This is a genomic window from Hyphomonas sp. (genome assembly GCF_046313975.1).
In the GTDB taxonomy this organism is placed as follows: Bacteria; Pseudomonadota; Alphaproteobacteria; order Caulobacterales; family Hyphomonadaceae; genus Hyphomonas.
In genome coordinates this window covers 1-25,694 of record NZ_JBKBXB010000045.1, presented here as the reverse complement: position 1 = coordinate 25,694, position 25,694 = coordinate 1, and the positions used below count along the sequence as shown (strand labels likewise).

Sequence of the window (25,694 nt, the reverse complement as noted above, 5' to 3'; positions counted from 1 at the left end):
TTTGCTTGAAGGCAAACCTGTAAAAAGCTGGAATCGCCTGTAACGGCCGGCAATCCGCCAATACAAACACGCGAGCGAACCAAACCCCTTCGCTCTCCTTGCTGTCATCCCGGCGAAAGCCGGGACCCAGAATCTCCAATCTCCCACCCCTCCGCAGGTATTCCCGGCAGCTTTCCGCAAGCCGACTTATGCAACACCAAATCCGGCCAAACGCCATAAATCCCCCTACGGATCAATGCGCGAAGCAGAAAAAGCAGCATCTCAATCCGACACCCCCTGAGGCAGGGTTATGCTCCCGCCCATGATCTCCATGCGCCAACTCCGCAGAGACCCGAACTTCGCGCCGCTCTTCCGGCACGTTCACCCGCTGTGTTGGCCCATCCTCTGGTGGAGCCTCAACCGCGTCTTCCTCTGGTACGACAAGTGCGGCTACGACACCCTCCTCCTCGCCACCACCCGCTGGGGCTACGTCTACCCCGCCTATCTCGGCCAGAAGAAACCGGACCCGTCAGCGTACAAACCCTACGAACTTGAGAAACCGCGCTGGGATGACCCGGTGTGGAGCACCGGCGTGCCCACGAAGCTCCTCGCGTTCGCCACAAGCGAAACGCTGCGGCCCTGTTCCCATCCTCCCCTGCGAAGCAGGGGAGGCTGCGAAGGATTAGCGATTGCCCTGCAATCGCCCGGAGCAGGCGCGCTCCGCGCGCTGACGGAGGGGGCCTGCGCCCGCACCCCGCACAACACATCCTAGATAACTCCGATTATCCCCGCTTTCGCGGGGATAATCGGGAAAAATAGAAAGCTCAAAGTTCTAATCTCACCGGCCGGGAAAACCCCCGCGTCCGGGCGATTGTGCTGCCCGGCCTCAAAACCCCGCGCGGATCTTCGTAGCAATCGGCTCCAATTCGCCCGTGCTCTTCATGCCGCCACTCGCATGCGCGCCCATCGGGACGCCGTCGCGCATCGGGATGATATGGAAGTGCAGATGGAACACGGTCTGGCCTGCCGGCGCGCCATTGAACTGGATCACGCGCAAGCCGTCAGGCTTCAGCCCGGCCTCAACGGCGCGCGCCACCTTCTGCACACGGAGCATGTACTCGCCAACAGAAGCTTCCGGAAGATCAAGGAAGTTTCGAGCCTCGACACCTTTCGGAACCACCAGAACATGCCCCTCCGTCTGCGGAAACACATCCATGAACGCCAGCGCCACCTCATCCTCGAAAACCTTCACACACGGCATCTCGCCGCGCAGGATTCTGGCAAAGATATTGTTCGGATCATAAGGGGCGTGAAGGGTCATGGGTCTTTCCTGAACGGTGTGCGATCCTTGAGGAAGTCCATGTCTGCGTCAACCGCTTCGCGCTCGCGTTCGAGATATTCGGCCACCGCAGCGCGGAAGCCCGCATGGGAAATCCAGTGTGCGGAGAAGGTTTTCACCGGGCCATAGCCGCGCGCCAGCTTGTGGCCGCCCTGGGCGCCGGCTTCGACAGTCTTCAGGCCGCGCGCGATGGCGAAGTCGATGGCCTGATAGTAGCAGGTCTCGAAGTGCAGCATCGGGCGCTGATCGAGGCAGCCCCAATAACGGCCATACAGCGTGTCCGAACCGATCAGGTTCATCGCGCCGGCAATCGCCGTGTCGCCCTCGTAGGCAAAGATGAAAAGGAGGTCCCTGGCCATCCGTTCCCGGAGCAATGTGAAACTCGCCCTAGTCAGGTAAGGCGAGCCCCATTTGCGGCTGCCGGTGTCCATGTAGAACTCAAAGAACCGGTCGAGATGGTCCTCGGTGATCTCGTCGCCGGTGATGTGGCGGAAGGTCAGGCCTTCCTGCGCCTTGGCGCGTTCCTTGCGCAGGTTCTTGCGCTTGTCGGAGGAGAGCGTCGCGAGGAAATCCCCGAATGATCCGTACCCGTCATTCTTCCAGTGAAACTGCTGGTCAGTGCGGATCAGGAGGCCCGCATGCTGCAGCGGACCCACTTCTGCTTCCTCGATGAAGTTGATGTGGAGCGACGAGACTTTCATGTCCTGCAACAGCTGTATCGCGCCCTGCAGCAAGGCCGCCTTGTAGAGCGCCTCATCCGGCCCGGGCGCGACCAGCCGCCGCCGGCCGGTTACAGGCGTGAACGGCACTGCGGAAAGCAGCTTCGGATAATATGCTCCGCCCGCGCGTTCCCAGGCCTCGGCCCAGGACTGGTCGAAAATGAACTCGCCGCGAGAATGGCTCTTCAGCCAGAGCGGCATCGCCCCGCGCAGCCGCCCGCCGGCATCCTGCGCCAGCACATGCGCGCCCCGCCAGCCGGAGCGCGGGGTCGCCGCGCCGGAGCGTTCCATCGCGTCGAGGAATTCCCAGCTGACAAAAGGATCGTAGGGCAGGCCGGGCGGATTGGCGACGGCATTCCAGTCTGACGGGCTCACTTCTGCAAGCGCGTTGACCAAGCGGATTCGGGGCAGGGCAGCGTCCATGCCGGTGAATTTAGGGCGTCACACGCGCCGGGTCGATATGCTCGAAGATGATGGCCGGTTTGTAAGGCAGCGCCGCCTCCAGCTCCGCCTCGCTGCGCACGGTCCAGACGACAACCGGCTTGCCCGCAGGTGCGGCCAGCTTCGCGGCGCGTCCGATATCGGTGTGGTGGACGGCAAGGTAGTCGATGCCATCCTCGATGGCGCGGCGGACGATGCCGTCGAACGTATCCTCTTCGGTGTAGGAGGTGGGCACGACCAGCTGGCCGCGCATCAGCGTGTCCGGAAGCGCGCGCACAGCGGCTTCGGAAAAGCTCATCGCGGCGGCAAGGCCCTGCCAGTCCGCAAGCCGGCTGGCAATTGTGCGGGCGAAGCCGGCAGGATCGGTGCTGCCGTCGATCTTCATCTCGCACAGCAGCGGCAGCCCTGCCGGCCAGAGGTTCAGCAGGTCTTCGAAAGTGGGGATGCGCTCGGCAGACTCAACAAGGCCTATACCTTTCAGGTCTTCGGCTCGAAGTGTTTCAAACTCGCCCTGCCGGCCGGTCATCCGGCCGAGCTGCGAGTCGTGGAAGATCATGGCCGTACCGTCGGCGGCCGGGCGAAGGTCGAACTCGATGCCAAGGCCAGCCTTCGCCGCCGCGCGGAATCCCGCCAGCGAGTTTTCCGGCGGGCCTTCCTGCAGCCAAAGCCCGCGATGGGCATAGGCGAAAGCGCCAAGGTCAAACCCGCGCGCCATGCTCAGGCGATCTCGAACACGCCGTCGACTTCCACCGCGACGCCCAGCGGCAAGGTGGGGCAGGCAACTGCCGAGCGGGCATGCTTGCCGGCGTCGCCGAAGACTTCGACCATCAGGTCAGAGCATCCGTTCACGACCTGCGGAATGTCTACGAAGCCCGGCGCGGCATTGACGAAGCCGCCGAGTTTCACGACGCGCTTGATCCGCGACAGCTCGCCGACAGCGGCCTTGCACTGGGCGATCAGGTTGATGCCGCAGATGCGCGCGGCATGCTGGCCGGCGGAGAGTTCCATATTCTCGCCGAGCCGGCCGAGGATGCGGCCTTCAGCGGTCGCGCTCACCTGGCCGGAGACATAGAGCAGGTTGCCGGTGATCACGAACGGCACATAGGTTGCCACCGGTTTCATCGGGGCGGGCAGGACGATGCCGAGGGCGTCGAGTCTGGCTTCGGGGGTGGACATGGCGGGCTCCCAGATCTGGTTTACGCTTCCCCTTAGCCCGCGCTGCTGGGCAAGTCAGCCCTCGTCCTTCCGCACGCTCTTGGCGGACCGGCCCGTCATAACTGCATCGCGCCCGAACTTTGCCCGGGCCTTGTCGGACGCACGTTCGGCAGCGGCGCGCTTGGCGACCTTGGGGTCGATGAGATCGGCATTGTCGGCGCGGTAACCGGAAAGGCTGGAGAGGCCGACCCCGATCAGGCGGTACTTCACCCGGCCATTGGCTTCCTTGGCGAGCAAGGGCCGCGCCGTGCGGAAGATTTCCTGCGCGATCTGAGTCGGCTCGGGTAGGGAAATCTGCCGGGTCAACGGCTTGAAATCCGAGGTCTTGAGTTTCAGCGTCACGACGCTGCCGACAACACGTTCGGCTTTTGCCCGGTCGGCGGTTTTCACGCTGAGGCGCCAGAGATGGTCTTCGAGCAGCCCGATCTCGGCGGTATCTTCAAAGAAGGTCGTCTCGCTCGAGACAGACTTTCTTTCCTCATGCGGATTGACGCGGCGCGTGTCGCGGCCATGCGCGCACTTCTTCAGCCACTCGCCGGTTTCGCCATAGCGCCGGATCAGAGTTTTGAGATCCGCCCTCTGAAGATCGCCGATAGTGTAGTAACCGTCTCGGGTCAGGGACTCGGCAAACTTCGGCCCGACACCGTGCAGGAAACCGGCAGGCTTGTCCGCAAGGAAGGCTTCGGCCTCCTCCGGCGCGAGCACGGCAAAGCCGCGGGGCTTGTCGATCTCACTTGCGGTCTTTGCGAGGAACTTATTTCCCGAAAGGCCGATCGAGACCGTCACGCCGACGTCTTTCTCGACTGCCCTCGCCAGCATCGCCAGGCTTGCCGCCGGCGGCACGCCGTGCAGGCGCTCCGTACCCGTCAGGTCAAGATAGGCCTCGTCGATGGAAACCTGCTGCACCAACGGTGTCAGCTCATCCATCCGTGCCCGGATCGCCCGCGCGGCGTCACGGTACTTGCGGAATTCCGGCGGAAGCACAATCGCATCAGGACACAGCTTCAGCGCCTTGAACATCGGCATCGCGGAGCGCACGCCGTAGAGGCGCGCGATATAGCAGCACGTCGTCACCACGCCACGCTGGCCGCCGCCCACGATGACAGGCTTGTCACGAAGAGCCGGATTGTCCCGCTTTTCGACCGATGCATAGAAAGCGTCACAATCAACGTGTGCAATGGCGAGTGATTCGAGGGAGGAGTGCGTGACAACCCGAAGGCTTCCGCATCCCGGGCACCGCTCGAACGGCGCAGGCTTCAGGGTCATGCAATCGCGGCAGAGACTGGCCATGGCGGACGGTTTCCCGGACTCACTCCTGATTGCCCCAAACCTGCCGTGTCCAAGGCTCAAAGGAGCGTTAATCTTTTGCAGTATAGCTGGCAAAAGCGGATTCGCATCCCGGCGAATCGCCAGCAAATTCGGGCCATATGACCAGGAAACGATCCGGAACAGTGCTTGTGGTTGAGGATAACGAACTCAACATGCGCCTGTTTTGCGACCTGCTGGGGGCCTATGGCTATACGACGTTCCAGTGCCGCGACGGCGCCAAGGCGGTGGAAATCGCCCGCAAGGAGCTGCCGGACCTGATCATCATGGACATCCAGCTGCCCGAGGTTTCCGGCCTCGACATCACGCGCTGGCTGAAGGACGACAAGAAGGTTTCCCACATTCCGGTGCTCGCGGTGACGGCCTTTGCGATGCGCACGGACGAACAGCGCGTGCGCGAGGCCGGCTGTGAGGGCTATCTCTCCAAGCCGATCCAGATCGCGTCGTTCATCCGCGCGGTAGAAGCGCTGATGCCGAAGGAGGCGGCATGAGCGCCCGTATCCTGATCGTCGACGACATAGAAGCGAACCGTAAACTGCTCGCCGCAAAACTGGAGGCGCAGTATCACACGGTGCTGCTCGCCGAGAACGGTCCGCAGGCGCTCGAGATCGCCAAGGCGAAAGATCCGGAGATCATCCTGCTCGATGTGATGATGCCGGGCATGGACGGGTATGAAGTCTGCCGCCGCCTGAAGGCTGATCCGGTCACGAACCATATCCCGGTCGTCATGGTCACGGCACTGAGCGATACCGAAGACCGCGTGCGCGGACTTGATGCGGGGGCGGAAGATTTCCTGACCAAGCCGATCGACGACTTCGTATTGAACTCGCGCGTCAATGCGCTGATCCGCTACAACACGGTCACCTCCGAACTGCGCCAGCGGGAAGCAAGCGGCATCCGCGCCGGCGCGATGGAATCGGTCGATCCGGAAGAAGTGGACCGTCCGGCGCGCGTGTTCGTCATCGACGACAATCCGCGCACCTCGGCGCGCATTGCCGGCATCCTGCGCGACGCTGGTCACAAGGTGATGACGCTGCTCGAAGCGGGCGACATGGGAGAGCTTGCAACCGAGCGCACGGATGTGCTGCTACTCTCGCTGCTCTCGAAGAGTTTTGATCCGCTGAAGCTGTGCGCGCATTTCAAATCGAATGACGTGACGCGCGCTGTCTCGATCCTTCTGGTCTGTGATCCGCTCGAGCGGGCCCGCGCCGTGAAAGGCATGGAGATCGGCGCCAGCGACATGATCATGGCGCCCATCGACCGGCAGGAACTGCTGGCGCGCATCCGTACGCAGACCCGGCGCACGCGCTATGTCGAAATCCTGCGCGAGCGCGTGGACCGCGGTCTCGAACTGTCGGTCATCGACCAGCTCACCGGCCTCTACAATCGCCGCTACATGAACAACCAGCTGCAACAGCTGATGCACCGTGCGGTGATGGGCGGAAAGCCGCTCTCGGTGATGATGCTCGACATCGACCATTTCAAACCCATCAACGACACGCACGGCCACCAGGCCGGCGATGAAGTGCTGCAGGAACTGGCGGACCGGCTGCGCCAGAATATCCGCCCGATGGATGTCGCCTGCCGTCCGGGCGGTGAGGAATTCCTTGTCATCTTGCCGGAAACGCCGGGCGAACTCGCGATGGCCGCAGCCGAGCGCGTGCGCCGGGCGATTGCGGCCGAGCCCTTCCTGGTGATGAGCGACACCAAGAGCATCAAGGTGACCGTCAGCGCCGGCGTGTCCTCGCTGCTGGGGCCGCATGACACGATTGCCGACATGATGAAGCGGGCCGACACGGCGCTATACCAGGCGAAGTCCGGCGGCCGCAACCGGGTCGAAAGCATCGCGGCCTGATTGACACGGGCCGCTAACGGCGCGAAGCGGGCAGCGTGATCCCGCGCAGGCCCCTCCGCTTATGACAGACCGTTTCGCGGCCTTCCGGCATTCCTCCTACACGCGCTACTTCTTCTCGAGGTTCCTGACCTCTTTCGCGGTGCAGATCGTATCCGTCGCGGTCGCCTGGCAGATGTATGACGAGACACGCAACCCGGCGCTGCTCGGCTGGATCGGCCTCGTCCAGTTCCTGCCGGCCCTGCTTCTGGTCGTGGTCACGGGCAATGCCGCTGACCGGCTGGGGCGCCGGCTGGTGATGGGCTGCGCGGTGATGCTGATGATGAACTGCGCAGCGGCGATCCTGTTGCTGGTGCTGAGCGGGCGGTTCGATCCATTGCTGATCCTCGCCGTGCTGACGCTGCTCGGCACCGCGCGCGCCTTTTACGGTCCCGCAGCGACGAGCCTCGCGGTCAATCTCGTGCCGCGCGAGGATTTCGCCAACGCGGTCAGCTGGGTGACCACCTCATGGCAGGTGGCGACCATCTTCGGGCCGGTCGCCGGCGCCATCCTCTACGGCCTCGCCCCGCAGGCCGCCTATGGCACATCAGTCTGCCTGTTCGTGGTCGCGGCCTTCCTGATCTTCTCGATCCCGAAACCCAACCAGCAGATCAGCCGCGAGCCGCCGACGCTTGCCAGCATCCTGGGCGGCTTCCGGTATATCTGGAAATCGAAGGTCGTCCTCGGCGCCATCTCGCTGGACCTTTTCGCCGTGCTGCTCGGCGGCGCGGTAGCGCTGATGCCGATCTATGCGCGCGACATCCTGCATGTCGGCGAACTCGGCCTCGGCCTCCTGCGCGCCGCGCCCGGTATCGGGGCGGTGATCGCCATCGTGCTGATCACATCCTTCCCGATCCGCGATCATGCCGGCTGGATATTGCTGGTCGCCGTCGGCCTGTTCGGCCTTGCGACAGCGGTGTTCGGCGCCTCGACGCTCGCCTGGGTGTCGATCCTTGCGCTGATGTGTGTCGGCGGCTTCGACATGATCTCGGTCTATGTCCGCGAGATCATCCTGCAGCTCTGGACGCCGGATGAAGTCCGGGGGCGGGTGAATGCCGTCAATTCGATCTTCGTCGGCGCCTCGAACGAGCTGGGCGAGACACGGGCCGGGTTCATGGCGGCGTTTGCCGGACCAGTGTTTACCGTCGTCGCCGGGGGCTTCGCCGCCATTGGCGTGGCGGCCGCCTCGGTCTTCATCTTCCCCGGCCTGCGCCGTATCCGCCACCTGAACGCGCCGGACCCGCAGGAAAAGAAGATCACCTGAAACGCGAAAAGCCCGCACCATGTGGGGCGGGCTTTTGCGGAAAGTTCCAGAGGAACAAGACCTTACTTGATCTTGCCTTCCTTGAACTCGACATGTTTCTTGGCGACGGGATCGTATTTCCGCTTCACCATTTTCTCGGTCATGGTGCGCGGATTCTTCTTCGTGACGTAGAAGAAGCCCGTATCAGCCGTGGAATTCAGGCGGATCTTGATGGTTGCGGGTTTGGCCATTGCGGGGCCCTTCTGATAGCGGGGTGAAACCGGAAAACCGGCTTAATGACGAGGGTTCCGGGCGAAGTCAAGCGGTCAGAGGCGGTCCGTCTGGTGGCCGCCCCGGCTCCAGCGCAGGAAGGGCGGGGCGAGCGGCTTGTCTGGCTTTTCCAGCCGTTCGGCGATTTCCCCCAGCATGAACCGGGTCACCGAGGGCAGGTCCAGCTTCAGGGCGTCATCAAGCGTCACCCATTGCAGGTCTGACAGCTCCGCCCCGTCGACCGGCGGACGCTCGTCGATCAGGGCAATCTCGGCCTCGGCCATGAAGAATCGGGCATCGAACCGGCGGGGCCGGTAGGGCGGGGTCACGGCCCGGCCGATGAAGGTGAGCGGCGAGAGGACCGGCGCCACGTCCAGCCTGTGGAAATCTTCCCAGCCGAGCGGGCAGGCAGGCGGCATTTCGGCCGAGCGGCCGACGATCAGCCCGGTCTCCTCGAACGTCTCGCGGATGGCCGTCAGCGCAAAGGCGCGCGGATTGCGGCGGCTGTGCAGGCGCAACTTAGCTTCGACCTCGGGGCGCAGCTCCTCCCAGGCGATGGCCTTGCCGTCGTGCGGATCGACCCGGCCGCCGGGAAACACATACTTGTCCGGCATGAACGCATTCGTGCCGGCGCGCTTGCCCATCAGCACGCGCGGGCGCGACTGGTCGCGCCGCACAAGGATCAGCGTCGCCGCATCCTTCGGGCGCTGGCTCGCCACGCCCTTCTGGATGACAACGCCGTCTTCGTCTTTGTCAAAAACCGTGTTCAGCATGGACGACATCATTAATGGCAGAATTGCGATTGCAAGGCGCACTGCACCATGACGTTGGGTGAAGCACTGCGGCTCAGCGCCGCTTGCCCTTCTTCGGCAGGGTCCGCTTGTCGAATTTCGGTTTGCCCTTGCGGGGCGGGCCGCCGCGGCGGCCGCGAGGGGCGGCGCTTTCGCGGGTGATCTGTTTGCGGATGGCCTGACGGCCCTTCGGCGCCTGCATCGGTTCGGACAGCATCTCCAGCAGCAACCCGCCTTGGAGCGGTGTGACTTCCAGAAGCCGTACACGGACAATCTGGCCGAGTGAGAACGTCTTGCCCGAGCCGCGCGAGTAGACGGCCATCGCGGCCTCGTCATGCACCCAATAGTCATCCGACAGCGACGAGATCGGCACGAAGCCATCGGCGCCTGAGCCTGCAAGTGCAATGAAAAGCCCCGCACCCGTAACGCCCGTGATCCGCCCTTCGAACTCCGCACCGACCCGATCAGCGAGGAAGATGGCGAGGTAGCGATCTGTCGCATCCCGCTCTGCCGCCATTGATCGGCGCTCGGTCATCGAGATATGGCTGGCGATTTCCTCAAGGCGCGCGGCATTGCGCTCCGACAATCCGTCCGGCCCGAAATCATGCGCGGTGATCAGCGCGCGGTGGACGACAAGGTCCGCGTAGCGGCGGATGGGCGAAGTGAAGTGCGCATATTTCGGCAGGTTCAGGCCGAAATGGCCGAGATTTTCCTCCGAATAGATGGCCTGCGCCTGTGTGCGCAGCACCATCTGCGAGATCATGCCGTCATAGTCGCCGCCCTTGATCTCGGCGAGCAACTTGTTGAATTTGTGCGTCTGCGGACGTTCGCCAATGTTCCATTTCATGTCGAGCGTCTGAAGGAATTCCGCAAAGGCCGCGATCTTCGCATCCGACGGCGTATCGTGCACGCGGTAGATCACCGGGCTTTTCTTCTGCTCCAGCGTTTCGGCCGCGGCGACGTTCGCCTGGATCATGAACTCCTCGATCAGGCGGTGCGCCTCAAGGCGTTCCTTGGTGAGGATGCCGATGATCTCGCCTTCGGCGTTGAACTGGATTCGCCGCTCCGGCATGTCGAGGTCGAGCGGGCTGCGCGCATCGCGGGCCTTCGCAACGGCGTGATAGGCGGCCCAGAGCGGCTTCAGCACCGTTTCCAGAATCTCGCCAGCCTTGCCGCCCGGCTTGCCGTCGATGGCGGCCTGCGCCTCCTCATAGGCGAGCTTCGCTTCCGAGCGCATGTTGGCGCGCATGAACTTGTGGCGCTGCTTGTGGCCATCCTTCGAGAAGATCATCTCGACCGCGAGGCAGGGGCGCAGTTCCCCTTCCTTCAGCGAGCAGGCATCCGCTGAAAGCTCAAACGGCAGCATCGGCACGACCCGGTCCGGGAAATAGGTCGAGTTGCCGCGCTTCTCCGCTTCCTTGTCGAGCGCGGAGCCTTCGGTGACATAGGCGGAGACATCCGCAATGGCGACGATCACCCGCCAGCCGCCGCCTTCCACCGCTTCGGCATAGACGGCGTCGTCATGGTCGCGCGCATCATGCGGGTCGATGGTGATCAGCGGCGTCTGCGTCAGGTCCGTACGCGGAACATCGGCGGGCTTCTTCTCGCGCGCCTCTTTCAGAACGGCTTCGGGGAACTCGACCGGAATGTCATTGGCATAGATCGCGATCAGGCTGGCTGAGCGCGCATCGGTGATGTGGCCGACGATTTCCTTCACGATGCCGAGCGGCGGGCCATACTGGCGCTTGCCCTGTGGTTTCGGTTCGGCGATCACGAGGTCGCCATCCTTCGCGCCCTTGGAGTCGGCCTCCTGGATCAGCAGCTCGCGCCGTTCCTTCCGGCTGGCGGGAATAACGCGCCCGCCGCGTGGGCCGCGTTCGAACAGGCCGACGATCCGTTCACTGACACGTTTCTCCAGCAGCGTGATGACATAGGCGCGCCATTCGCCATTCTCGCGGCCGACAATCTTGCAGATCGCCCGGTCGCCTTTCGCCGGCGCGCGCGAGCGGTTCTTGCCGGACGGGCCGCCATAGATTAGCTCCGGCCCGAACAGGCCGCTGTCGCCGACGCACTGGCCGACGAGATCGCCCTCCTTGGCGAGGCGCGTGAACTCGACGAGGCCAGAGGGCGGCGGCCGGTCGGCCTGCGCCCAGCTGCGCTTGCCGGTGCGCTCCAGCTTCCCTTCGCGCTCCAGCTCCTCGAGGATGTCGCGCAGGACAGCCCGCTCGCGGCCCTTCACTTTGAGGCCCCGGGCAATATCGGCTTTGGTGGTCGCGTCCGGATTTTCCTTCAGGAAATCAAGGACCGTCTGACGATCTGGAAAACTCATGGCCCGCATATAGGGGAGTTCGCGGCGGAATGCGCGGGGAAATTGTGCCCCTAGCGCAGCAGCACGACTTGTGCCCGCAGCGAGCCGCGCTCAATGGCTAGTTCGACCGTCTCGCCGGAGAAGAAGCCGCACTCGCCAGCCTTCAGGCTCTGCTTCCTGGTTCCAAGGTGGACCATGAGATGTTGCGGGGCAGGCGTGGAGGCGGCGCTCTCATAGCATATTCGAAGGGTCGGAAGCACACCTGCACCCGCGGCGCCCTCATCAGCAAGGAACACCGTCCGGCGTTCCTCATCCTTCAGCCAGAAAGTCAGTTCATTGTGGGGCTGTGCCTCAGCGTTTGCAGGAAAGCCAGCCGACACGATAGACAGACATAGGAGGGCTGTACGCATTAATTCGACTCCGAAATGCTCGGAGCAAGAATGACGCCGTTCGAGATGAAGGCCGCATGAATGCGAGGCTCAGTTGTCCGCTGCTTTCTTTTTGGCCGATTTCTTGCTGGTTGCGGGTTTCTTCGCGGCTGGTTTCTTCGCAGCTGCGGGTTTCTTCGCTGCAGCCTTCTTCTTCCCGCCGCCTGAGCCCGCTTTCGCGTTCACGAGGTCTAGGGCCTGTTCCAGTGTCACGGCTTCCGGCGTCACATCCTTTGGCAGGGTGGCGTTGACCTTGCCCCATTTCACATAAGGCCCATAGCGGCCGGCGAAGACTTCCACCGCGCCGCCATCGGGGTGATCCCCCAGAGACTTCAGCGCCGCCGCGCCGCCGCGCCCGCCGCCAGTCGCCGCGCGGGCGCGCTTGTCGGCGATCAGGGCGACGGCATGGTTCACCCCGATGGTGAACACGTCGCGCGGGTCCTTCAGGTTCGCATAGGTCTTGCCATGCTGAACGTAAGGCCCGAAGCGGCCGAAGTTTGCGAGGATCATCTCGCCATCCTCCGGGTGCGGACCAATCTCGCGCGGCAGGCTGAGCAGTTCGACCGCGCGCGCCAGCGTCAGCGTTTCGGCCGAATCCTGCTTGCCGAGGCTCGCGCGTTTAGGCTTCTCACCGTTCGCCATCTCGACATAGGGGCCAAACCGGCCGGATTTCAGCAGGATCATCTCGCCGGTATCCGGGTGGATGCCGATCTCGTTGCCGTCCGGATTGATCGCTGCCGCCTCGCCGCCCTCGGCGGAGAACTGGCGCGTATACTTGCAGTCCGGATGGCGCGAGCAGCCGACGAAAGCGCCGAACTTGCCGAGCTTCATCGACAACTCGCCCTCCTTGCAGAGCGGGCAGAGGCGCGGGTTCTCGATCGTGTTGCCGTCTGCGTCCTGGCGGGGGAACACATGCGCGCCGAGCGCTTCGTTCAGCGCGTCGAGCACATGCGTCACGCGCAAGTCTTTCGTGCCTTCGATGTCAGTGACGAATTGCTGCCAGAACTCGCGCAGGAACGCTTTCCAGTCGAGCTTGCCGTCAGAGATGATGTCGAGCTTTTCTTCCAGCGCGGCAGTGAAATCGTATTCGACATAGCGCGCGAAGAAATTTTCGAGGAAGGCGGTGACGAGGCGGCCTTTATCCTCCGGGATCAGGCGTTTCTGGTCGAGACGCACATAGCCGCGGTCCTCGAGCGTGGCGAGGGTCGAGGCGTAGGTGGACGGCCGGCCAATGCCGAGCTCCTCAAGGCGTTTGACCAGCGAGGCTTCGGTATAGCGCGGCGGCGGCTCGGTGAAATGCTGCGAGCTTTTCGCTTGGACAAGATCCGTATGCTGACCCTGATTCAGTTTCGGCAGGCGGCCTTCGCCATCTTCGTCCTCGTCCGCCGGATCGTCGCGATCTTCCGTGTACAGCTTGATGAAGCCGTCGAACACGACGACCTGGCCCGAGGCGCGCAGGCCCGCGCGTTTGTCCTTCGAGGTGAGGTCGATGGTGGTGCGCTCGAAGACGGCCGCTTCCATCTGCGAGGCGACCGCGCGGCGCCAGACGAGGGTGTAGAGTTTCTTCAGGTCGCCGTCGCCGTGATAGTCTTCCGGGCGCAGGTTGAAGTCTGTCGGGCGCACAGCCTCGTGGGCTTCCTGCGCGTTCTTCGCCTTGGAAGAATAACGCCGCGTGTTTTCCGGCAGGTAGCGCGCGCCATAGTTGGACTGGATCATTGACCGCGCCGCTACATAGGCCTCCTCGGCCATGTTGACGCCGTCGGTCCGCATATAGGTGATGCGGCCCTCTTCGTAGAGCTTCTGCGCGGCCTGCATCGTGCGCTTGGCGGTGAAACCGAGCTTGCGGCTTGCTTCCTGCTGCAGCGTTGATGTGATGAAGGGCGGCGGCGGATTGCGCTTGACGGGCTTAGCTTCAACCGAAGTGACGGAGTAGCCGCCAATGCGGACAATCTCCAGCGCGCGATCCGCATCGCCCTTGTTGCCGAGCGTGAATTTCTTCAGCGTCTCGCCGTCCAGCGAATGCAGGCGCGCCTCGAAATGCGTGCCATCCGGCGCGCGCAGTTCGGCGACGACGTTCCAGTATTCCTGCGGGCGGAACATCTCGATCTCGTTCTCGCGGTCGCAGACGATGCGCAGCGCCACCGACTGCACCCGCCCCGCCGAGCGCGAGCCCGGCAGCTTGCGCCAGAGGACAGGGGAGAGATTGAAGCCGACAAGATAGTCCAGCGCCCGGCGCGCGAGATAGGCGTCCACCAGTTCCGCATCGATGGCGCGCGGGTGCTCCATTGCCTGTGTAACGGCGTTCTTGGTGATCGCGTTGAACACAACGCGCTCGACGACCGTGTCCTTTTTCAGCGCACGGCGTTTCTTCAGGGCCTCCACGAGGTGCCAGCTGATGGCTTCGCCTTCGCGATCAGGGTCGGTCGCGAGAATGAGGGTGTCGGCGTCCTTGAGAGCGCTCGCAATGTCCGAAATGCGTTTCGCCGACTTGGAATCGGCCTCCCACACCATCTCGAAATCATTGTCCGGATCGACCGAGCCGTTCTTCGAGGGAAGGTCGCGGATATGCCCGTAAGAGGCGAGGACCTTATAGTCCTTGCCCAGGTACTTGTTGATCGTTTTGGCCTTCGCGGGCGATTCGACGACGACAAGTTTCATTCACTATCCCTCTTCAAGGGCGGCAGAGATGGTCTTTGAGGGAGGGCCGTGTCAAGGCGCGATGGCTTCAGCCGTCTTCGCGGTAGGCAATGAAGGCGAGGCTGGCGAACAGCACGAACAGGGGCGGAGACCAGGCCGCAACCGGCGGCGGCGCCGCGCCTGTGGCCCCGAGGCTGGCGGAGAACTGGGTGAAGAAATACAGGCCCACAGCGGCCAGAACGCCGGTGGCGAGGAGGCGCGAGGTGCCGCCCAGGCGCTGCAGGCGCAGGCAGGCGAGGGCCCCGATCAGCGCCATCGCCACGAACAGGACCGGCACGGCCGTCAGCGAATACCATCGCATCGTGTAGCGCGACGCATCGAGCCCTGCCGCGCGGGTTTCATGGATGAACCCCGGCAGGTCCCAGAAGCCGATCGTGTTGGGGGAGGCGAACTTGTCGAGCAGGGTCACGGCATCGAGCGAGGTCGGGATGGCGAGGCTGTCCTTGCGCTCGGGCGGCTGGTTCGGCAGGTTTTCGACAAGGTTTTCAAGCTGCCAGAAGCCATCATTGAGCACGGCGCGCTCGGCATCGATACGGCGTACGAAGGCGAAATCGCTGGTCGGCTGGCGCCCGGCATAGAGGCGCTGTTCCTCGATCATCTTGACGTCAAGCAGGGTGCGCCCGGAATCTTCTACCCGCCGGGCATAGATGACGAACTGGCTGGTATCATCTCCCTGACGAAGCCAGACGCCATTGTCAGCCACGGCGGCAATCTCCTGTCCGATCTTCAGGAGGCGCGCGCGCTCGAACTCGAAGGATTCCGCCAGCTTCGCCGCAAACGGGTTCAGCACCAGCGAGGACATCAGGCCGAGCGCCACTGCCAGCACGATCACCGGCGTCAGGAACCGCCAGGCTGAGAGGCCGCTGGCCCGGATGATCGACAGTTCCGAACGCCGGTTCAGGCGGGTATAGGCCAGCATGGAAGCGGCCAGCAGCGCGAAGGGCAGGGTCTGCTCCACCAGCAGTGGCAGCTTCATCATCGACAGGCGCACCGCGTCCAGCAGCGAGATGGCGACATCGCCGCCGACGGTGCGCAGCTGTTCGACCACATCGATCAGCAGGATCGCCAGCACCAGCAGGCCCAGCACCATGGCGAGGCCGGACAGGCATTCCTTCAGGATGTAGGTCTGGATGCGCGACAGGAAGGGCATCAGGCAAGCGCCTCCTGGCGAGTCATGGGCAGGCCCTCACGCGGCGGCCGGCGGCCGATATGGCGCCCGCGCCGGAAATAGGCCCAGGACAGGCCGCCGATCACGCCCAGAGGCACAAGCCACTGCACAATGTTGAGCGCGGGATCATCCGCCGCCGCCGATTGCAGGCCGAGCTGCACCACAAGTATGAGCGCCGCTGCGCCGGTGGCGAGGCCGATACGCCGCCCATAGCCCTGCCGGCTGAAGTCGCCGCCCAGCACCGACACAATCGCCAGCAGCGCCATCACGATGTTCAGCAGCGGCGTTGTCAGGCGGGCATGCGCTTCGGCAAGGAAGCCGTCGGCCTCCTTGTTCTGGAAATAGTCTTTCCGGTCGACGAAAAAGAGTTCGTGCAGGTATTTGTCTGAGGCTTTCAAGATCAGCTCGGAATCTTCCTTCATGAAGTCCGTCAGGTCGAACATGTACTGATCGAACTCGAGGATCGAGAGCTGCTGGTTATTGTCTAGTTGCTGGCTCAGCGCGTCGCGCAGCAGAAGGGTCGGGCGCCCCTCGACGGTGACGAGCGCTGCCGTCCGGGCGAGAATGTCGGTCGGATAGTCCGGATCGGTCATGTCCGAGATCATCACGCCGCGCAGCTCGCCGCCGACCTGTTCGCGGGCATAGAAGGTCAGGCGCTCGCCGTTCGTCGTGAACTGCCCGGGACGGATCATCGCCGCCGCAAGGTCGGCGCGTGCCACCGCCACCGCCTCGCGCATGGCGCGCTGCGCAGCGGGCTGCACCCAGAGGTTCACGCCGAGGTGCAGCACCGCGCAGACTACGGCGAGGCGTATCAGGGGCGAGGCGACCTGCCAGCGGGTCATGCCGGCCGCCTGCGCGACGACAATCTCGGAATCCTTGTGAATACGGTTCAGCGACCAGACCGATCCCACGAAGATCGCCAGCGGCGTCAGCAGGGCGATCACCTGCGGCGAGCCCAGCATCACGATATAGAAGTAGGTCAGGGCCGACTGGCGGTTTTCCAGGATCAGGTCCGTCCGCGACAGGCCCTGCGCCAGCAAGGCCATCATCACGAGCCCGCCGACGATGATAACCACGGCCGACAGAACCTGCCGGAACAGATGGGCCTGAATCTTCGTCATGGTCCGGGGTGCGGCAATCTCGCGGTCAGCGTTGACACTTATTTGGGCAGTAAAACCCTAGCTAACGAGTTGCGCTCGGCGCGTCGATGCTTAGTTTCCGCTGCAAACGGAGTTTCCACACATGAAAATTACATTCGCAGAAAGCGCCAAAGCTGACATCGCCGCCTTCATCGTGGACGAAGGGGATGGTCTGCCGGCAGTAGCGGCTGCGCTGGACAAGGCGTCCGGCGGCCTGCTTTCGGAGGCGCTGGAAGGCGGCCGGTTCGACGGAAAGACCGGCCAGCAGGCGATTATCGTGCTGCCGAAGGGCGCTGACGCTCGCCGCGCGGTCCTGCTGGGCGGCGGCAAAGCGAAGAAGCGGGATGGCCGCGCGATGGAAACCCTCGGCGGCAACCTGGTGAAAGCCATCGCCCAGAGCGGCTTCAAATCGGCCTCGATTGCGGCCGGCGATGCAGAATCAGCGGCAAGGGTGGCTGCAGGCGCCAAGCTGGCAGCCTATCGTTTTGATACCTATTTCACCAAACTGAAGCCGGACCAGAAGCCGAGCCTGTCGACCCTCACGGTCATTTCCGAAGACCCGAAAGCGGCCAAGGCCACCTTCGCCCCCATCGATGCCGCTACGGACGGCACCTATCTCGCCCGCGACCTGGTCAACCTGCCGCCGAACGTCCTTTATCCCGAATCTTTCGCGGAGCGGATCAAGGAACTCTCGGCGCTCGGCCTTGAAGTTGAAGTGCTGGGCGAAAAGCAGATGGCCAAGCTCGGCATGGGCGCCCTGCTCGGCGTCGGCCAGGGCTCGGTCAAGGAAAGCCAGCTCGCCATCATGAAATGGAATGGCGGCAAGCCGGGCGATGATCCGGTCATCCTCGTCGGCAAGGGCGTCTGCTTCGACACCGGCGGCATCTCGCTGAAGCCGGGCCTCAACATGGAAAACATGCGCGGCGACATGGGCGGCGCGGCGGCGGTCACCGGCGCGATGCGCGCGCTGGCCCAGCGCAAGGCGAAGGTCAATGTTGTCGGCCTCGTCGGCCTTGTCGAGAACATGCCGGATGGCAACGCCATCCGCCCCGGCGACATCCTCACCTCCGCGTCCGGCCAGACCATCGAAGTGCAGAACACCGACGCTGAAGGCCGCCTCGTGCTGTGCGATGTGCTCTGGTACGCGCAGGAGCATTTCAAGCCGAAAGCCATCGTCGACCTTGCGACGCTCACCGGCGCAATCGTGATCTCGCTCGGCCACTGGCATGCGGGCATGTTCACCAACTCCGACGATCTCGCCGACGAGTTGACGAAAGCCGGCCTCGCTGAAAGCGAACGCGTGTGGCGCATGCCGATGGGCCCGGAATATGACAACCTGCTGAAGTCGAAATTTGCCGACATGCGCAACATCGGCGGCTCCGCGGGCGGCTCGATCTCTGCCGCGCAGTTCCTCAAACGATTCGTCAAGGACGGCGTGAAGTGGGCGCACCTCGACATCGCCGGCGTTGCCTGGGTCGAAGGCGAGAAAGCCCCCACCGACCCGAGCTGGGCCTCCGGCTACGGCCCGCGCCTGCTCGAACGCTGGATCCGGGACAATTATGAGTGAGGCCATCCGGCCCGAATGGTGGTTCTACCACCTCTCGCGCACGGCGCTGGAGGTGGCGGCCCCGCCGCTGATGCAGAAATGCCTGGAGGCGGGATGGCGCGTGCTCGCCGTCTCGCCGAACCTGGAGCGGCTCGCGAAACTCGACGCGGCGCTGTGGACCTTCGACGACACGTCCTTCCTCCCGCACGGGCAGGCCGAAGCCCCCGGCCTCGACGCCGCCCGCCAGCCCGTGCTGCTCTCGGCGAAACTCAAGAACGACAACGCCGCCGACGCCCTCGTCCTGATGGACGGCACGGACGCCCCGGTCGAAGCCCCGTTCCGGCGCTGCATGGTCATCTTCGAAGATGGCGACAAGGACACGCGCGCAAGGGCGCGCGAACAGTTCAAAGCCGCGAAGGATTCCGGCCTCGTGACCCGCTACTTCCAGCAAACCTCCGCAGGCGGATGGAAAGAGGCGGGGGCTTAGACCTTCTTCACAAACTCCGACTTGAGCCCCATGGCGCCCACGCCGTCGATCCTGCAATCGATGTCATGGTCGCCGTCCACGAGGCGGATGTTCTTCACCTTCGTGCCGCGCTTCACGACCAGTGAGGAGCCTTTCACCTTCAGGTCCTTGATCACCGTCACCGTGTCACCGTCAGTGAGCGGATTGCCGACCGAGTCCTTGACCACCTTCGCGCCCGCTGGCGCCGCCTCGGTCCACTCACGCCCGCACTCGGGGCAGATCAGCATCGGGCCATCCTCATAGGTCAGCACGGACTCGCATTCGGGGCAGGCGGGCAGGTCGGTCATTCTGCTGCCCGGGCCACGTCGCGCCGGTAGTCCCGGGTCGACATGACGAGGCAGAAGATGCTCGCGGCGTTGAACAGCAACATCATTTCCAACGCCCGCGCGAGAGGCTGCGCTGCGCCGTTGGCCGTGAAATGGTCCGACAGGATGCCGGCAATCACCGGGCCGAAGCCGATGCCGATCAGCGTCAGGCAGAACAGCATGAAGGCCGACGCAAAAGACCGCATACGGAGCTTCACCAGTTCCTGGGAGGCGGTATAGGCTACCGAGGCGTAGACGAGGCCGATAAAGCTCGGCACCAGGTTCCAGGCATAGGCAAGCTCCACCGTCGGCGCGCGCAGGAACATCCAGGCGAAGGGCAGGGCGATGCCGGCGCAGGCCGCGATGATCAGCGGGCGCCAGCGCATGTCGCGCTTCGACAGCACATCACACGCCCGGCCGAGCACGATGGCGCCGATGCTGCCCACCCCGCCGATCAGCACGCCGAGCGGCAGGGAAACCTGTCCGGGCGTGAGGCCATAGGTGCGCTGCAGGTGGCTGGAGGTGAACACGAGGAAGGCGTTCGCCGAAATGCAGATCAGAAGGCATCCTGCCATCAGCCAGAGGTAAGACGACTGAGTGAAGATGAAACGCAGCGTCTCGCCAATGGAGGGCGCCGGGCTGTCATCCTTGCGCTGGTCGGCAAGGCCGCGCACCGGCTCTGGAATGCCGAAGCGGACGATCAGGGCAAGGATCAAACCTGGAATCCCGGCAGCGAAGAACGCCGCGCGCCATCCCCAGAGTTCATAAACATACCCGCCGAGCGCAAAGCCTGCCATGATGCCGAGGCCGATGCCGCCGGTGTAGATGCCGAGCGCGGTGGCGCGCTCCTGCGGCGGGTAGAGGTCGGCGATCATCGAGGTGGCCGGCGGTGTGCCGCCCGCCTCGCCGACGCCGACGCCCATGCGGGCCAGAAGCAGTTGCCAGAAGTTCTGCGCTATGCCGGAGATCGCTGTCATGCCCGACCAGATGGCGAGGGCGAGGGCGATGATGTTGCGCCGGTTACCCCGGTCCGCCCACATCGCCACGGGGATGCCGAGTGTGGCATAGAAAGCCGCAAAGGCGAGACCGGAGAGCAGGCCGACCTGCGTGTCGCCGATCCCGAGCTCCGCCTTGATAGGCTCGATCAGGATGACGAGGATCTGCCGGTCGACATGGTTGAACATGTAAGTGAGCGTCAGCACTGCCAGCACCCAGGCGCGGCCGGAAATCTTCGGAGCAGTCAGGGGCAGCGGCGCCGAGGTCATGCGGTTGTCTCCAGTCGGGACAGGAATTCGGTGATGGCGTTGACGGCTTCCGGCTCGTCGAGGAACGGCGCATGGCCGATGCCGGGCACGCGCGCGAGGCGGGCATCGGGATGGCGCTTCACCATCAGCTCTGCCGTCGTCTGCGAGAGGATATCCGACGTCTCGCCGCGCACGACCAGCAGCGGCGCCTTCTTCGTCACGCCGAAGATGTGCCACAGGAAAAAGCTGGTCAGCGGGCCGGGCTTCATCTTGCCGAGATTGGCCGCGATGTTGGGGTCGTAATCGGGCTGCACCTTGCCATCCGGCATTTCGCGATAGGTGCGCCGCGCAATCGCCATCCACTGATCGTCCGTATAGGCCGGGAAGATTGGGCCGTTGACCGTTTTTACCGCTGCCGCAGCGCTCGCCCAGTCTGTCACCGGCGGCATCTTGCCGGCATAACCCGCAATGCGCGCAAGGCCATCCTTCTCCACAGCGGGACCAACATCGTTCAGCACGATGCCGGAAATCCGTCCGGGGGCGGAGCGAATCATCAGGATGGAAATCAGGCCGCCCATTGACGTGCCGATCAGCGCGACCTTCTTCAGGCCCAGCGTGTCGATCAGGCGCAGCATGTCCTTCGCGTAGACCGGGGGCGCGTAATTCTTGGGGTTCGGGTCATAGTCCGACTGGCCGCGCCCGCGCACATCCACCGCGATGTAGCGATAGCGGGCGGGCAGGGCGGCAATCATTGCCTCGAAATCTCTATGGTTCCGGGTCAGCCCGTGCAGGCAAAGCACGGTCAGCGGCGCGCTTTCCGCGCCATACGACTTCGCGAACAGGTTCAGGCCGTCCTCGGACGTCCAGGTAAACTCCGTGCTCTGCATGTCGATCAGCCTCCCGGATGCGAGGCACTCCCGGCCCCGTTTCAACGCCTGTTGAATATGTGCAGGAAACCCGGCAAAGTGCAAGCGGCTGAAGGGGTGCGCAAAGTGTGCGGCTTTGACTAGGCAGGCCCCCCGGTCCATATTCCGCAGAGTCGAGAGTGAGAGGAAACGCTCCTGAGCGCCAAAAAGAAACTGCCCGCCCCGAAGGCGGATCGCCGCTCTGCCATCCTGGATGCCGCGGAGGCCGAGTTCAGTGCACACGGATTTGACGGCGTCACGCTGCGCACGATCGCCAACCGGGCTGGCGTGGACGTCGCCCTGCCGCACTATTATTTCGGGTCGAAGGAAAAGCTGTTCGTCGCGGTGTTCGACCGACGGGCAAAAATCCTGAACGATCTGCGCGAAGCCGCTCTGATTGACGCCATCGCGGCGGCCAGGCCCGGAGCGCCGACAGTAGAGGCCATCATCCGCGCCTACGTCGAGCCGCTGTTCAAAGGGCCGCACCTCAAGGAGCCGGGCTGGAACAGCTACTATGCGCTCGTCGCCTATGTGAACAATACGCCGGGCTGGGGCGGCCGTCTGATGACGGAGCATTTCGATCCGCTGATCCGCAAGTTCCTGGACGCGCTGCGCCTTGCCCTGCCGGGCATGAACGAGCGTGACCTGTTCTGGGGCTATCACTGTTTCTCCGGCGCGCTGACGCTGGCGCTCGCCCAGACGGGTCGCATCGACACGCTTTCGAACGGTCTCGTCCAGTCCGAAGACCTGGCTGATGCCTGCGAGCATATGGTGCCGTTCATCACTGGCGGTTTCGAGGCAGCCCGCCGTGCGGCGCCTGCAGGCAAGCCACAGGCTAAGCCCTCCCGCGTCAAAAGCTCCGCGCACTGAGCGTTCCCGCTGCGCAAGAAAAAGGGCGGCGTCCACCGAACGCCGCCCCAGGAAGGTCTTCTGGTAGGCCCGGCCCCTGAGGGCCGGGCCGGGGAGGAAACGCCAGAAGCCTAGAAGTTGTAGTCGACCCCGAAAGTGAAGGTGCGCGGGTCGCCGTAGAAGCCTGTCAGCACGCCTTCCAGGCCGAGGGCAGGCGCGCCCACAGCGTTCAGGAAGTTGTAGCCGGACACGCGGTAGCGTTCATCCGTCAGGTTCTTGCCCGAAAGCGAGAAGCCCCAGCGGCTGCCATTCTCTTTCCAGCGGATGCTGAGATCCACCAGCGTATAGGCTTCCTGGTCAATCGCGCTCGGGATTTCGAACTGGCTCGAGTCGCCACGATAGGACGTGAGCTGATTGATCGTCAGACGGCCTTCTTTCAGAAGGATGTTGAACGGCGTGTCATACGTCAGGCGCAGGCTGCCGGTCCATTCCGGCGTGTTCTGAACAACGCGCTGATCCGCGAGGTTCGTCGGTACGCCGCCGATGATCGTGATGAACTCGTCATACTCGGCATTGATGTAACCGACGCTGAGCCCGGCATTGAAGTAGTCGGAGTCGTTGAACAGCTCCTCGCCGAGCTGGGCATTGCTTTCGAGTTCCACGCCCCAGAGGGTGGCAGCGCCTGCGTTGGTCGTGACGCCCGCAAAGCTCTCGAAGATGCCGTCGCCGTCAATGTCGACGCCGACCGAACCCGGGATCTGCACGTCCTTGTAGTCCATGTAGAAGCCCGCAATGCTGGTTTGCACGCGGCGATCAAAGGTGTTCGACTTCCAGCCGATTTCGTAGCTGTCGACTTCTTCCGGCTCGAACATCATGAAGGCTTTGACTTCATCCGGCGTAACCGTGCCGCTCTGATCGAAGTCAGGCGTCAGGCTCGTCTGGCCGCGCGGGTCGAAGGAGCCGCCCTTGAAGCCTTGGGCATAGGTTGCATACAGGGTATGCTCGTCGACCGGCTTGTAGGTCAGCGAGACGCGCGGGCTGAAATCGTCGAACTTCTCGGAACCGTTGAAGTTCGAAGAGGTCGAGATCGGAACACCGCTGCCGCCGAAGAATTGGGAGAAGCCACCGACATAGTTGCGGCGGATGACGGTCGAGGTGCGCTCGTCTTCGGTGTAGCGGCCACCGACAGCAACCGACAGCTTGTCGTTGATGTCGAAGGTGAAGTCCGCAAAGACCGACCAGGTTTCGGTGCCGACTTCGCCGAACGTCTGCGCGGTGAAGCCGGTGAAGGCGGTCGTGCTGTTGATAAGGTTCAGGAGCTGGCCCGTGGTGAACAGGCCGACATCGAACACGGTGTCGGAATTGGCTTCTAGGTAGTACGCCCCGATGATGCCGTTCAGGCGGTCGCCGGAATAGTTGATCTGGAATTCGTTCGAGAGCTGATCGTTGGTGTAGATGGCGGGCACGTCGACGTCGACTGCGGGCAGCGAGTCGAAGTCGATGGGCGAGGTGCCTTCATCTTCGCGGTAGGCGAGGATGTTCTTCAGCGAGATGCGGTCATTGACCTCATACTCGGCGACGAGAGAGCCGCCTTTCACTTCAACATTCTGCTTCACGACGTCGAGACCGGCCCGCGTGTCATACTCATTGCTGAGCACCGGATACTGGAACGGCGGCGACAGGTCCGGAATGAGGCGGTGGCCCTGGCGGGCGTTCGACTCGTCGTTCATGTAGTCGCCGGCAACGCGGATCTGGAAATTGTCGGTCACGTCCCACTCTGCCGAGAGGCGGTAGGCGGCGACATCCTTGTTATAGTTCTCCTCGCCGGTGATCAGGTTCTCGCCGAAGCCGTCGCGGGTGAAGAAAGCAAGACCGCCGCCGACGCGGAAGGTATCGCTCAGCGGGATCGAACCGGAGGCAACAATGTCCGCCTGGGCATACGAGCCATAAGCGCCGCGGGCCTTGAAGGTCGGCTCGTCGGAGAGGCCGCGGGTGACATATTTCACCGCGCCGCCGATCGTGTTTCGGCCATAGAGCGTGCCTTGCGGACCGCGCAGAACCTCTATGCGCTCGACATCATAGACTTCGAGTACGGCGCCCTGCGGGCGGTTCAGGTAAACGTCATCGACATAGATGCCGACGCCCGACTCAAAGCCCGAGACCGGGTCCTGCTGACCGACGCCGCGGATGAAGGCGGACAGGGTGTTGTTGGTGCCGCGCGAGACTTCGAGGGTCACGTTCGGCGAGATCTTGGCGACTTCGTCCAGCGTCTGGACGCCCAGACCGGCAAGCAGGTCGCCGCTGAAGGCGGAGACCGACAGCGGCACGTCGAGGAGGTTTTCCTCGCGGCGCTGGGCGGTGACGACGACCGTGCCGAGGCGGCGGTCTTCCTGTGCGGCCGGCTCTGCGGCGGCGTCTTCCTGCGCGAATGCGGCAACCGGCGTCAGTGCGCTGGCTGCCAGAACGGCAAGCATGAACTTATTGAGATTACCAGCCATTTAGTCCTCCCGTGGCCTGGCGCGGCCTGTTTACTCAACATCTGTTGAGTTTTTTCAACAGGTGTTGAAATACACACAAGGCGGAAGCTGTCAATCTCCGGCGGAGGCCTGCAAGATTTGCGGCCCGGACCGTTGCATCCGGGCGACAGGTCGCGGCCGGAACCTGTTGCAGGCGCGAAGGCGGCCCGCTATAGGCCCGGCAACCCTCCAATCCCAGACACTCAGGAAGCCCCCCCATGGCCGTGCAGCGTACCTTTTCCATCATCAAGCCAGATGCCACCGAGCGTAACCTGACCGGCGCCATCAACGCCGTCATCGAGAAGGCCGGCCTGCGCATCATCGGTCAGCGCCGCATCCAGATGACCCGCGCCCAGGCCGAGCGTTTCTACGGCGTGCACCGCGAGCGCCCCTTCTTCGGCGAGTTGGTCGACTTCATGACCTCCGGCCCGGTGGTCGTGCAGGTGCTGGAAGGTGACGACGCGGTTGCGAAATACCGTGAAGTAATGGGCGCCACCAACCCAGCCCAGGCCGCCGATGGCACGATCCGCAAACTGTTCGCCAAATCGATCGGCGAAAACTCGGTGCACGGCTCGGATTCGGCCGAGAACGCCGCCCTCGAAATCGCCCAGTTCTTCTCGGACGCCGATATCGCTGGCTGAGCGGCTAATTCGAGTTTCAGAATTCAAGCGCCCTGGCCGTCCGGCCGGGGCGTTTTTGATTTTGCTCGGTGCTGTTCGCGGGCTGAGGCCCGCGGCACCTGCGCGCTTCGCCTTGCTCGTGTGGGCACAATGCAGTGAGCGCAGCACGATTGCCCGGACGCGGGGGTTCCCGGCCGGTGGGTTGGTTCTGAGTTTTCCGTCTGCCGCA

24 protein-coding genes are annotated in these 25,694 nt (G+C 63.7%); 8 read left to right on the top strand and 16 right to left on the bottom strand.

Translation table 11 applies throughout. From position 1 onward, the window contains the following. The first annotated feature begins 310 nt into the window (after nt 1-310). Entirely contained in the window at nt 311-751 is a 441-nt protein-coding gene (locus ACK4TE_RS13710) for a hypothetical protein (protein ID WP_409912092.1), read from the top strand. 114 nt (nt 752-865) lie between these two features. Here the strand turns inward: ACK4TE_RS13710 and ACK4TE_RS13705 are convergent, their stop codons facing one another. Genes ACK4TE_RS13705 through ACK4TE_RS13685 form a run of 5 tightly spaced genes read right to left on the bottom strand, consistent with a single transcriptional unit; the run spans nt 866 to nt 4,983 of the window. After that, on the bottom strand, nt 866-1,300 hold the full coding sequence (locus tag ACK4TE_RS13705) for an HIT family protein (RefSeq protein ID WP_409912091.1): 435 nt from the start codon (nt 1,298-1,300) through the stop codon (nt 866-868). Beyond that, a complete protein-coding gene (locus tag ACK4TE_RS13700; protein WP_409912090.1) occupies nt 1,297-2,460 on the bottom strand; it encodes a GNAT family N-acetyltransferase in 1,164 nt (387 codons plus the stop codon). Before ACK4TE_RS13700 ends, ACK4TE_RS13705 begins: the two co-directional genes overlap by 4 nt. A gap of 10 nt (nt 2,461-2,470) precedes the next feature. Next, on the bottom strand, nt 2,471-3,193 hold the full coding sequence (locus ACK4TE_RS13695) for a glycerophosphodiester phosphodiesterase family protein (RefSeq protein ID WP_409912089.1): 723 nt from the start codon (nt 3,191-3,193) through the stop codon (nt 2,471-2,473). 2 nt (nt 3,194-3,195) lie between these two features. Then, entirely contained in the window at nt 3,196-3,654 is a 459-nt protein-coding gene (locus ACK4TE_RS13690) for a RidA family protein (protein ID WP_409912088.1), read from the bottom strand. Between the two features lie 54 nt (nt 3,655-3,708). Then, on the bottom strand, nt 3,709-4,983 hold the full coding sequence (locus ACK4TE_RS13685) for a DNA polymerase IV (RefSeq protein ID WP_409912087.1): 1,275 nt from the start codon (nt 4,981-4,983) through the stop codon (nt 3,709-3,711). A gap of 137 nt (nt 4,984-5,120) precedes the next feature. Here ACK4TE_RS13685 and ACK4TE_RS13680 point away from each other — a divergent pair, with 137 nt between their 5' ends. The 3 genes from ACK4TE_RS13680 to ACK4TE_RS13670 all read left to right on the top strand — a co-directional run bounded on the left by ACK4TE_RS13680 (nt 5,121) and on the right by ACK4TE_RS13670 (nt 8,174). Continuing rightward, entirely contained in the window at nt 5,121-5,510 is a 390-nt protein-coding gene (locus ACK4TE_RS13680) for a response regulator (protein ID WP_409912086.1), read from the top strand. Next, complete coding sequence (locus tag ACK4TE_RS13675; RefSeq protein ID WP_409912085.1) at nt 5,507-6,874, top strand: PleD family two-component system response regulator; 1,368 nt, start codon at nt 5,507-5,509, stop codon at nt 6,872-6,874. Before ACK4TE_RS13680 ends, ACK4TE_RS13675 begins: the two co-directional genes overlap by 4 nt. 61 nt (nt 6,875-6,935) lie before the next feature. Beyond that, entirely contained in the window at nt 6,936-8,174 is a 1,239-nt protein-coding gene (locus ACK4TE_RS13670) for an MFS transporter (RefSeq protein ID WP_409912084.1), read from the top strand. Between the two features lie 62 nt (nt 8,175-8,236). On the opposite strand, the gene rpmG is transcribed toward ACK4TE_RS13670, so the two are convergent. The 7 genes from rpmG to ACK4TE_RS13635 all read right to left on the bottom strand — a co-directional run bounded on the left by rpmG (nt 8,237) and on the right by ACK4TE_RS13635 (nt 16,936). Next, nucleotides 8,237-8,404 (bottom strand): 50S ribosomal protein L33, encoded by a 168-nt coding sequence (rpmG, locus tag ACK4TE_RS13665; protein WP_220987351.1) that lies wholly within the window; start codon nt 8,402-8,404, stop codon nt 8,237-8,239. 75 nt (nt 8,405-8,479) lie between these two features. Beyond that, entirely contained in the window at nt 8,480-9,196 is a 717-nt protein-coding gene (locus tag ACK4TE_RS13660) for an NUDIX hydrolase (protein WP_409912083.1), read from the bottom strand. Nucleotides 9,197-9,269: 73 nt separating this feature from the next. After that, entirely contained in the window at nt 9,270-11,543 is a 2,274-nt protein-coding gene (rnr, locus tag ACK4TE_RS13655; RefSeq protein ID WP_409912082.1) for a ribonuclease R, read from the bottom strand. 50 nt (nt 11,544-11,593) lie between these two features. Beyond that, complete coding sequence (locus tag ACK4TE_RS13650) at nt 11,594-11,932, bottom strand: hypothetical protein (RefSeq protein ID WP_409912081.1); 339 nt, start codon at nt 11,930-11,932, stop codon at nt 11,594-11,596. A gap of 69 nt (nt 11,933-12,001) precedes the next feature. Beyond that, nucleotides 12,002-14,608: a type I DNA topoisomerase gene (topA, locus tag ACK4TE_RS13645; protein WP_409912080.1), complete on the bottom strand. Its 2,607-nt coding sequence runs from the start codon at nt 14,606-14,608 to the stop codon at nt 12,002-12,004. 67 nt (nt 14,609-14,675) lie between these two features. Beyond that, the gene (locus ACK4TE_RS13640) at nt 14,676-15,797 is read right to left on the bottom strand and encodes an LptF/LptG family permease (RefSeq protein ID WP_409912079.1); all 1,122 of its coding nucleotides are present in this window, start codon (nt 15,795-15,797) and stop codon (nt 14,676-14,678) included. Then, complete coding sequence (locus ACK4TE_RS13635) at nt 15,797-16,936, bottom strand: LptF/LptG family permease (RefSeq protein WP_409912078.1); 1,140 nt, start codon at nt 16,934-16,936, stop codon at nt 15,797-15,799. Before ACK4TE_RS13635 ends, ACK4TE_RS13640 begins: the two co-directional genes overlap by 1 nt. A gap of 121 nt (nt 16,937-17,057) precedes the next feature. Between ACK4TE_RS13635 and ACK4TE_RS13630 the strand changes: the two genes are divergently transcribed. After that, nucleotides 17,058-18,521 carry a leucyl aminopeptidase gene (locus ACK4TE_RS13630; RefSeq protein ID WP_409912077.1) on the top strand — a complete coding sequence of 488 codons (1,464 nt, stop codon included), beginning with the start codon at nt 17,058-17,060 and terminating at the stop codon, nt 18,519-18,521. After that, nucleotides 18,514-18,987 carry a DNA polymerase III subunit chi gene (locus ACK4TE_RS13625; protein WP_409912076.1) on the top strand — a complete coding sequence of 158 codons (474 nt, stop codon included), beginning with the start codon at nt 18,514-18,516 and terminating at the stop codon, nt 18,985-18,987. Before ACK4TE_RS13630 ends, ACK4TE_RS13625 begins: the two co-directional genes overlap by 8 nt. Here ACK4TE_RS13625 and ACK4TE_RS13620 read toward each other — a convergent pair. From ACK4TE_RS13620 to ACK4TE_RS13610, 3 genes are read right to left on the bottom strand one after another with little or no spacing between them, the layout of a single operon-like run. Then, on the bottom strand, nt 18,984-19,313 hold the full coding sequence (locus ACK4TE_RS13620) for a zinc ribbon domain-containing protein YjdM (RefSeq protein ID WP_409912075.1): 330 nt from the start codon (nt 19,311-19,313) through the stop codon (nt 18,984-18,986). The two genes, ACK4TE_RS13625 and ACK4TE_RS13620, sit on opposite strands and share 4 nt — an antisense overlap. After that, complete coding sequence (locus tag ACK4TE_RS13615) at nt 19,310-20,596, bottom strand: spinster family MFS transporter (RefSeq protein WP_409912074.1); 1,287 nt, start codon at nt 20,594-20,596, stop codon at nt 19,310-19,312. The genes ACK4TE_RS13620 and ACK4TE_RS13615 overlap by 4 nt, the downstream gene beginning before the upstream one ends. Beyond that, nucleotides 20,593-21,462 (bottom strand): alpha/beta fold hydrolase, encoded by an 870-nt coding sequence (locus ACK4TE_RS13610; RefSeq protein ID WP_409912073.1) that lies wholly within the window; start codon nt 21,460-21,462, stop codon nt 20,593-20,595. Before ACK4TE_RS13610 ends, ACK4TE_RS13615 begins: the two co-directional genes overlap by 4 nt. Nucleotides 21,463-21,636: 174 nt before the next feature. On the opposite strand from ACK4TE_RS13610, the gene ACK4TE_RS13605 reads away from it, so the two are divergent. Then, a complete protein-coding gene (locus ACK4TE_RS13605) occupies nt 21,637-22,350 on the top strand; it encodes a TetR/AcrR family transcriptional regulator (RefSeq protein ID WP_409912093.1) in 714 nt (237 codons plus the stop codon). Between the two features lie 110 nt (nt 22,351-22,460). Here the strand turns inward: ACK4TE_RS13605 and ACK4TE_RS13600 are convergent, their stop codons facing one another. Then, entirely contained in the window at nt 22,461-24,827 is a 2,367-nt protein-coding gene (locus ACK4TE_RS13600) for a TonB-dependent receptor (RefSeq protein WP_409912072.1), read from the bottom strand. 236 nt (nt 24,828-25,063) lie between these two features. On the opposite strand from ACK4TE_RS13600, the gene ndk reads away from it, so the two are divergent. Further along, nucleotides 25,064-25,486: a nucleoside-diphosphate kinase gene (gene ndk / locus ACK4TE_RS13595; protein ID WP_409912071.1), complete on the top strand. Its 423-nt coding sequence runs from the start codon at nt 25,064-25,066 to the stop codon at nt 25,484-25,486. Nucleotides 25,487-25,694 lie beyond the last annotated feature (208 nt).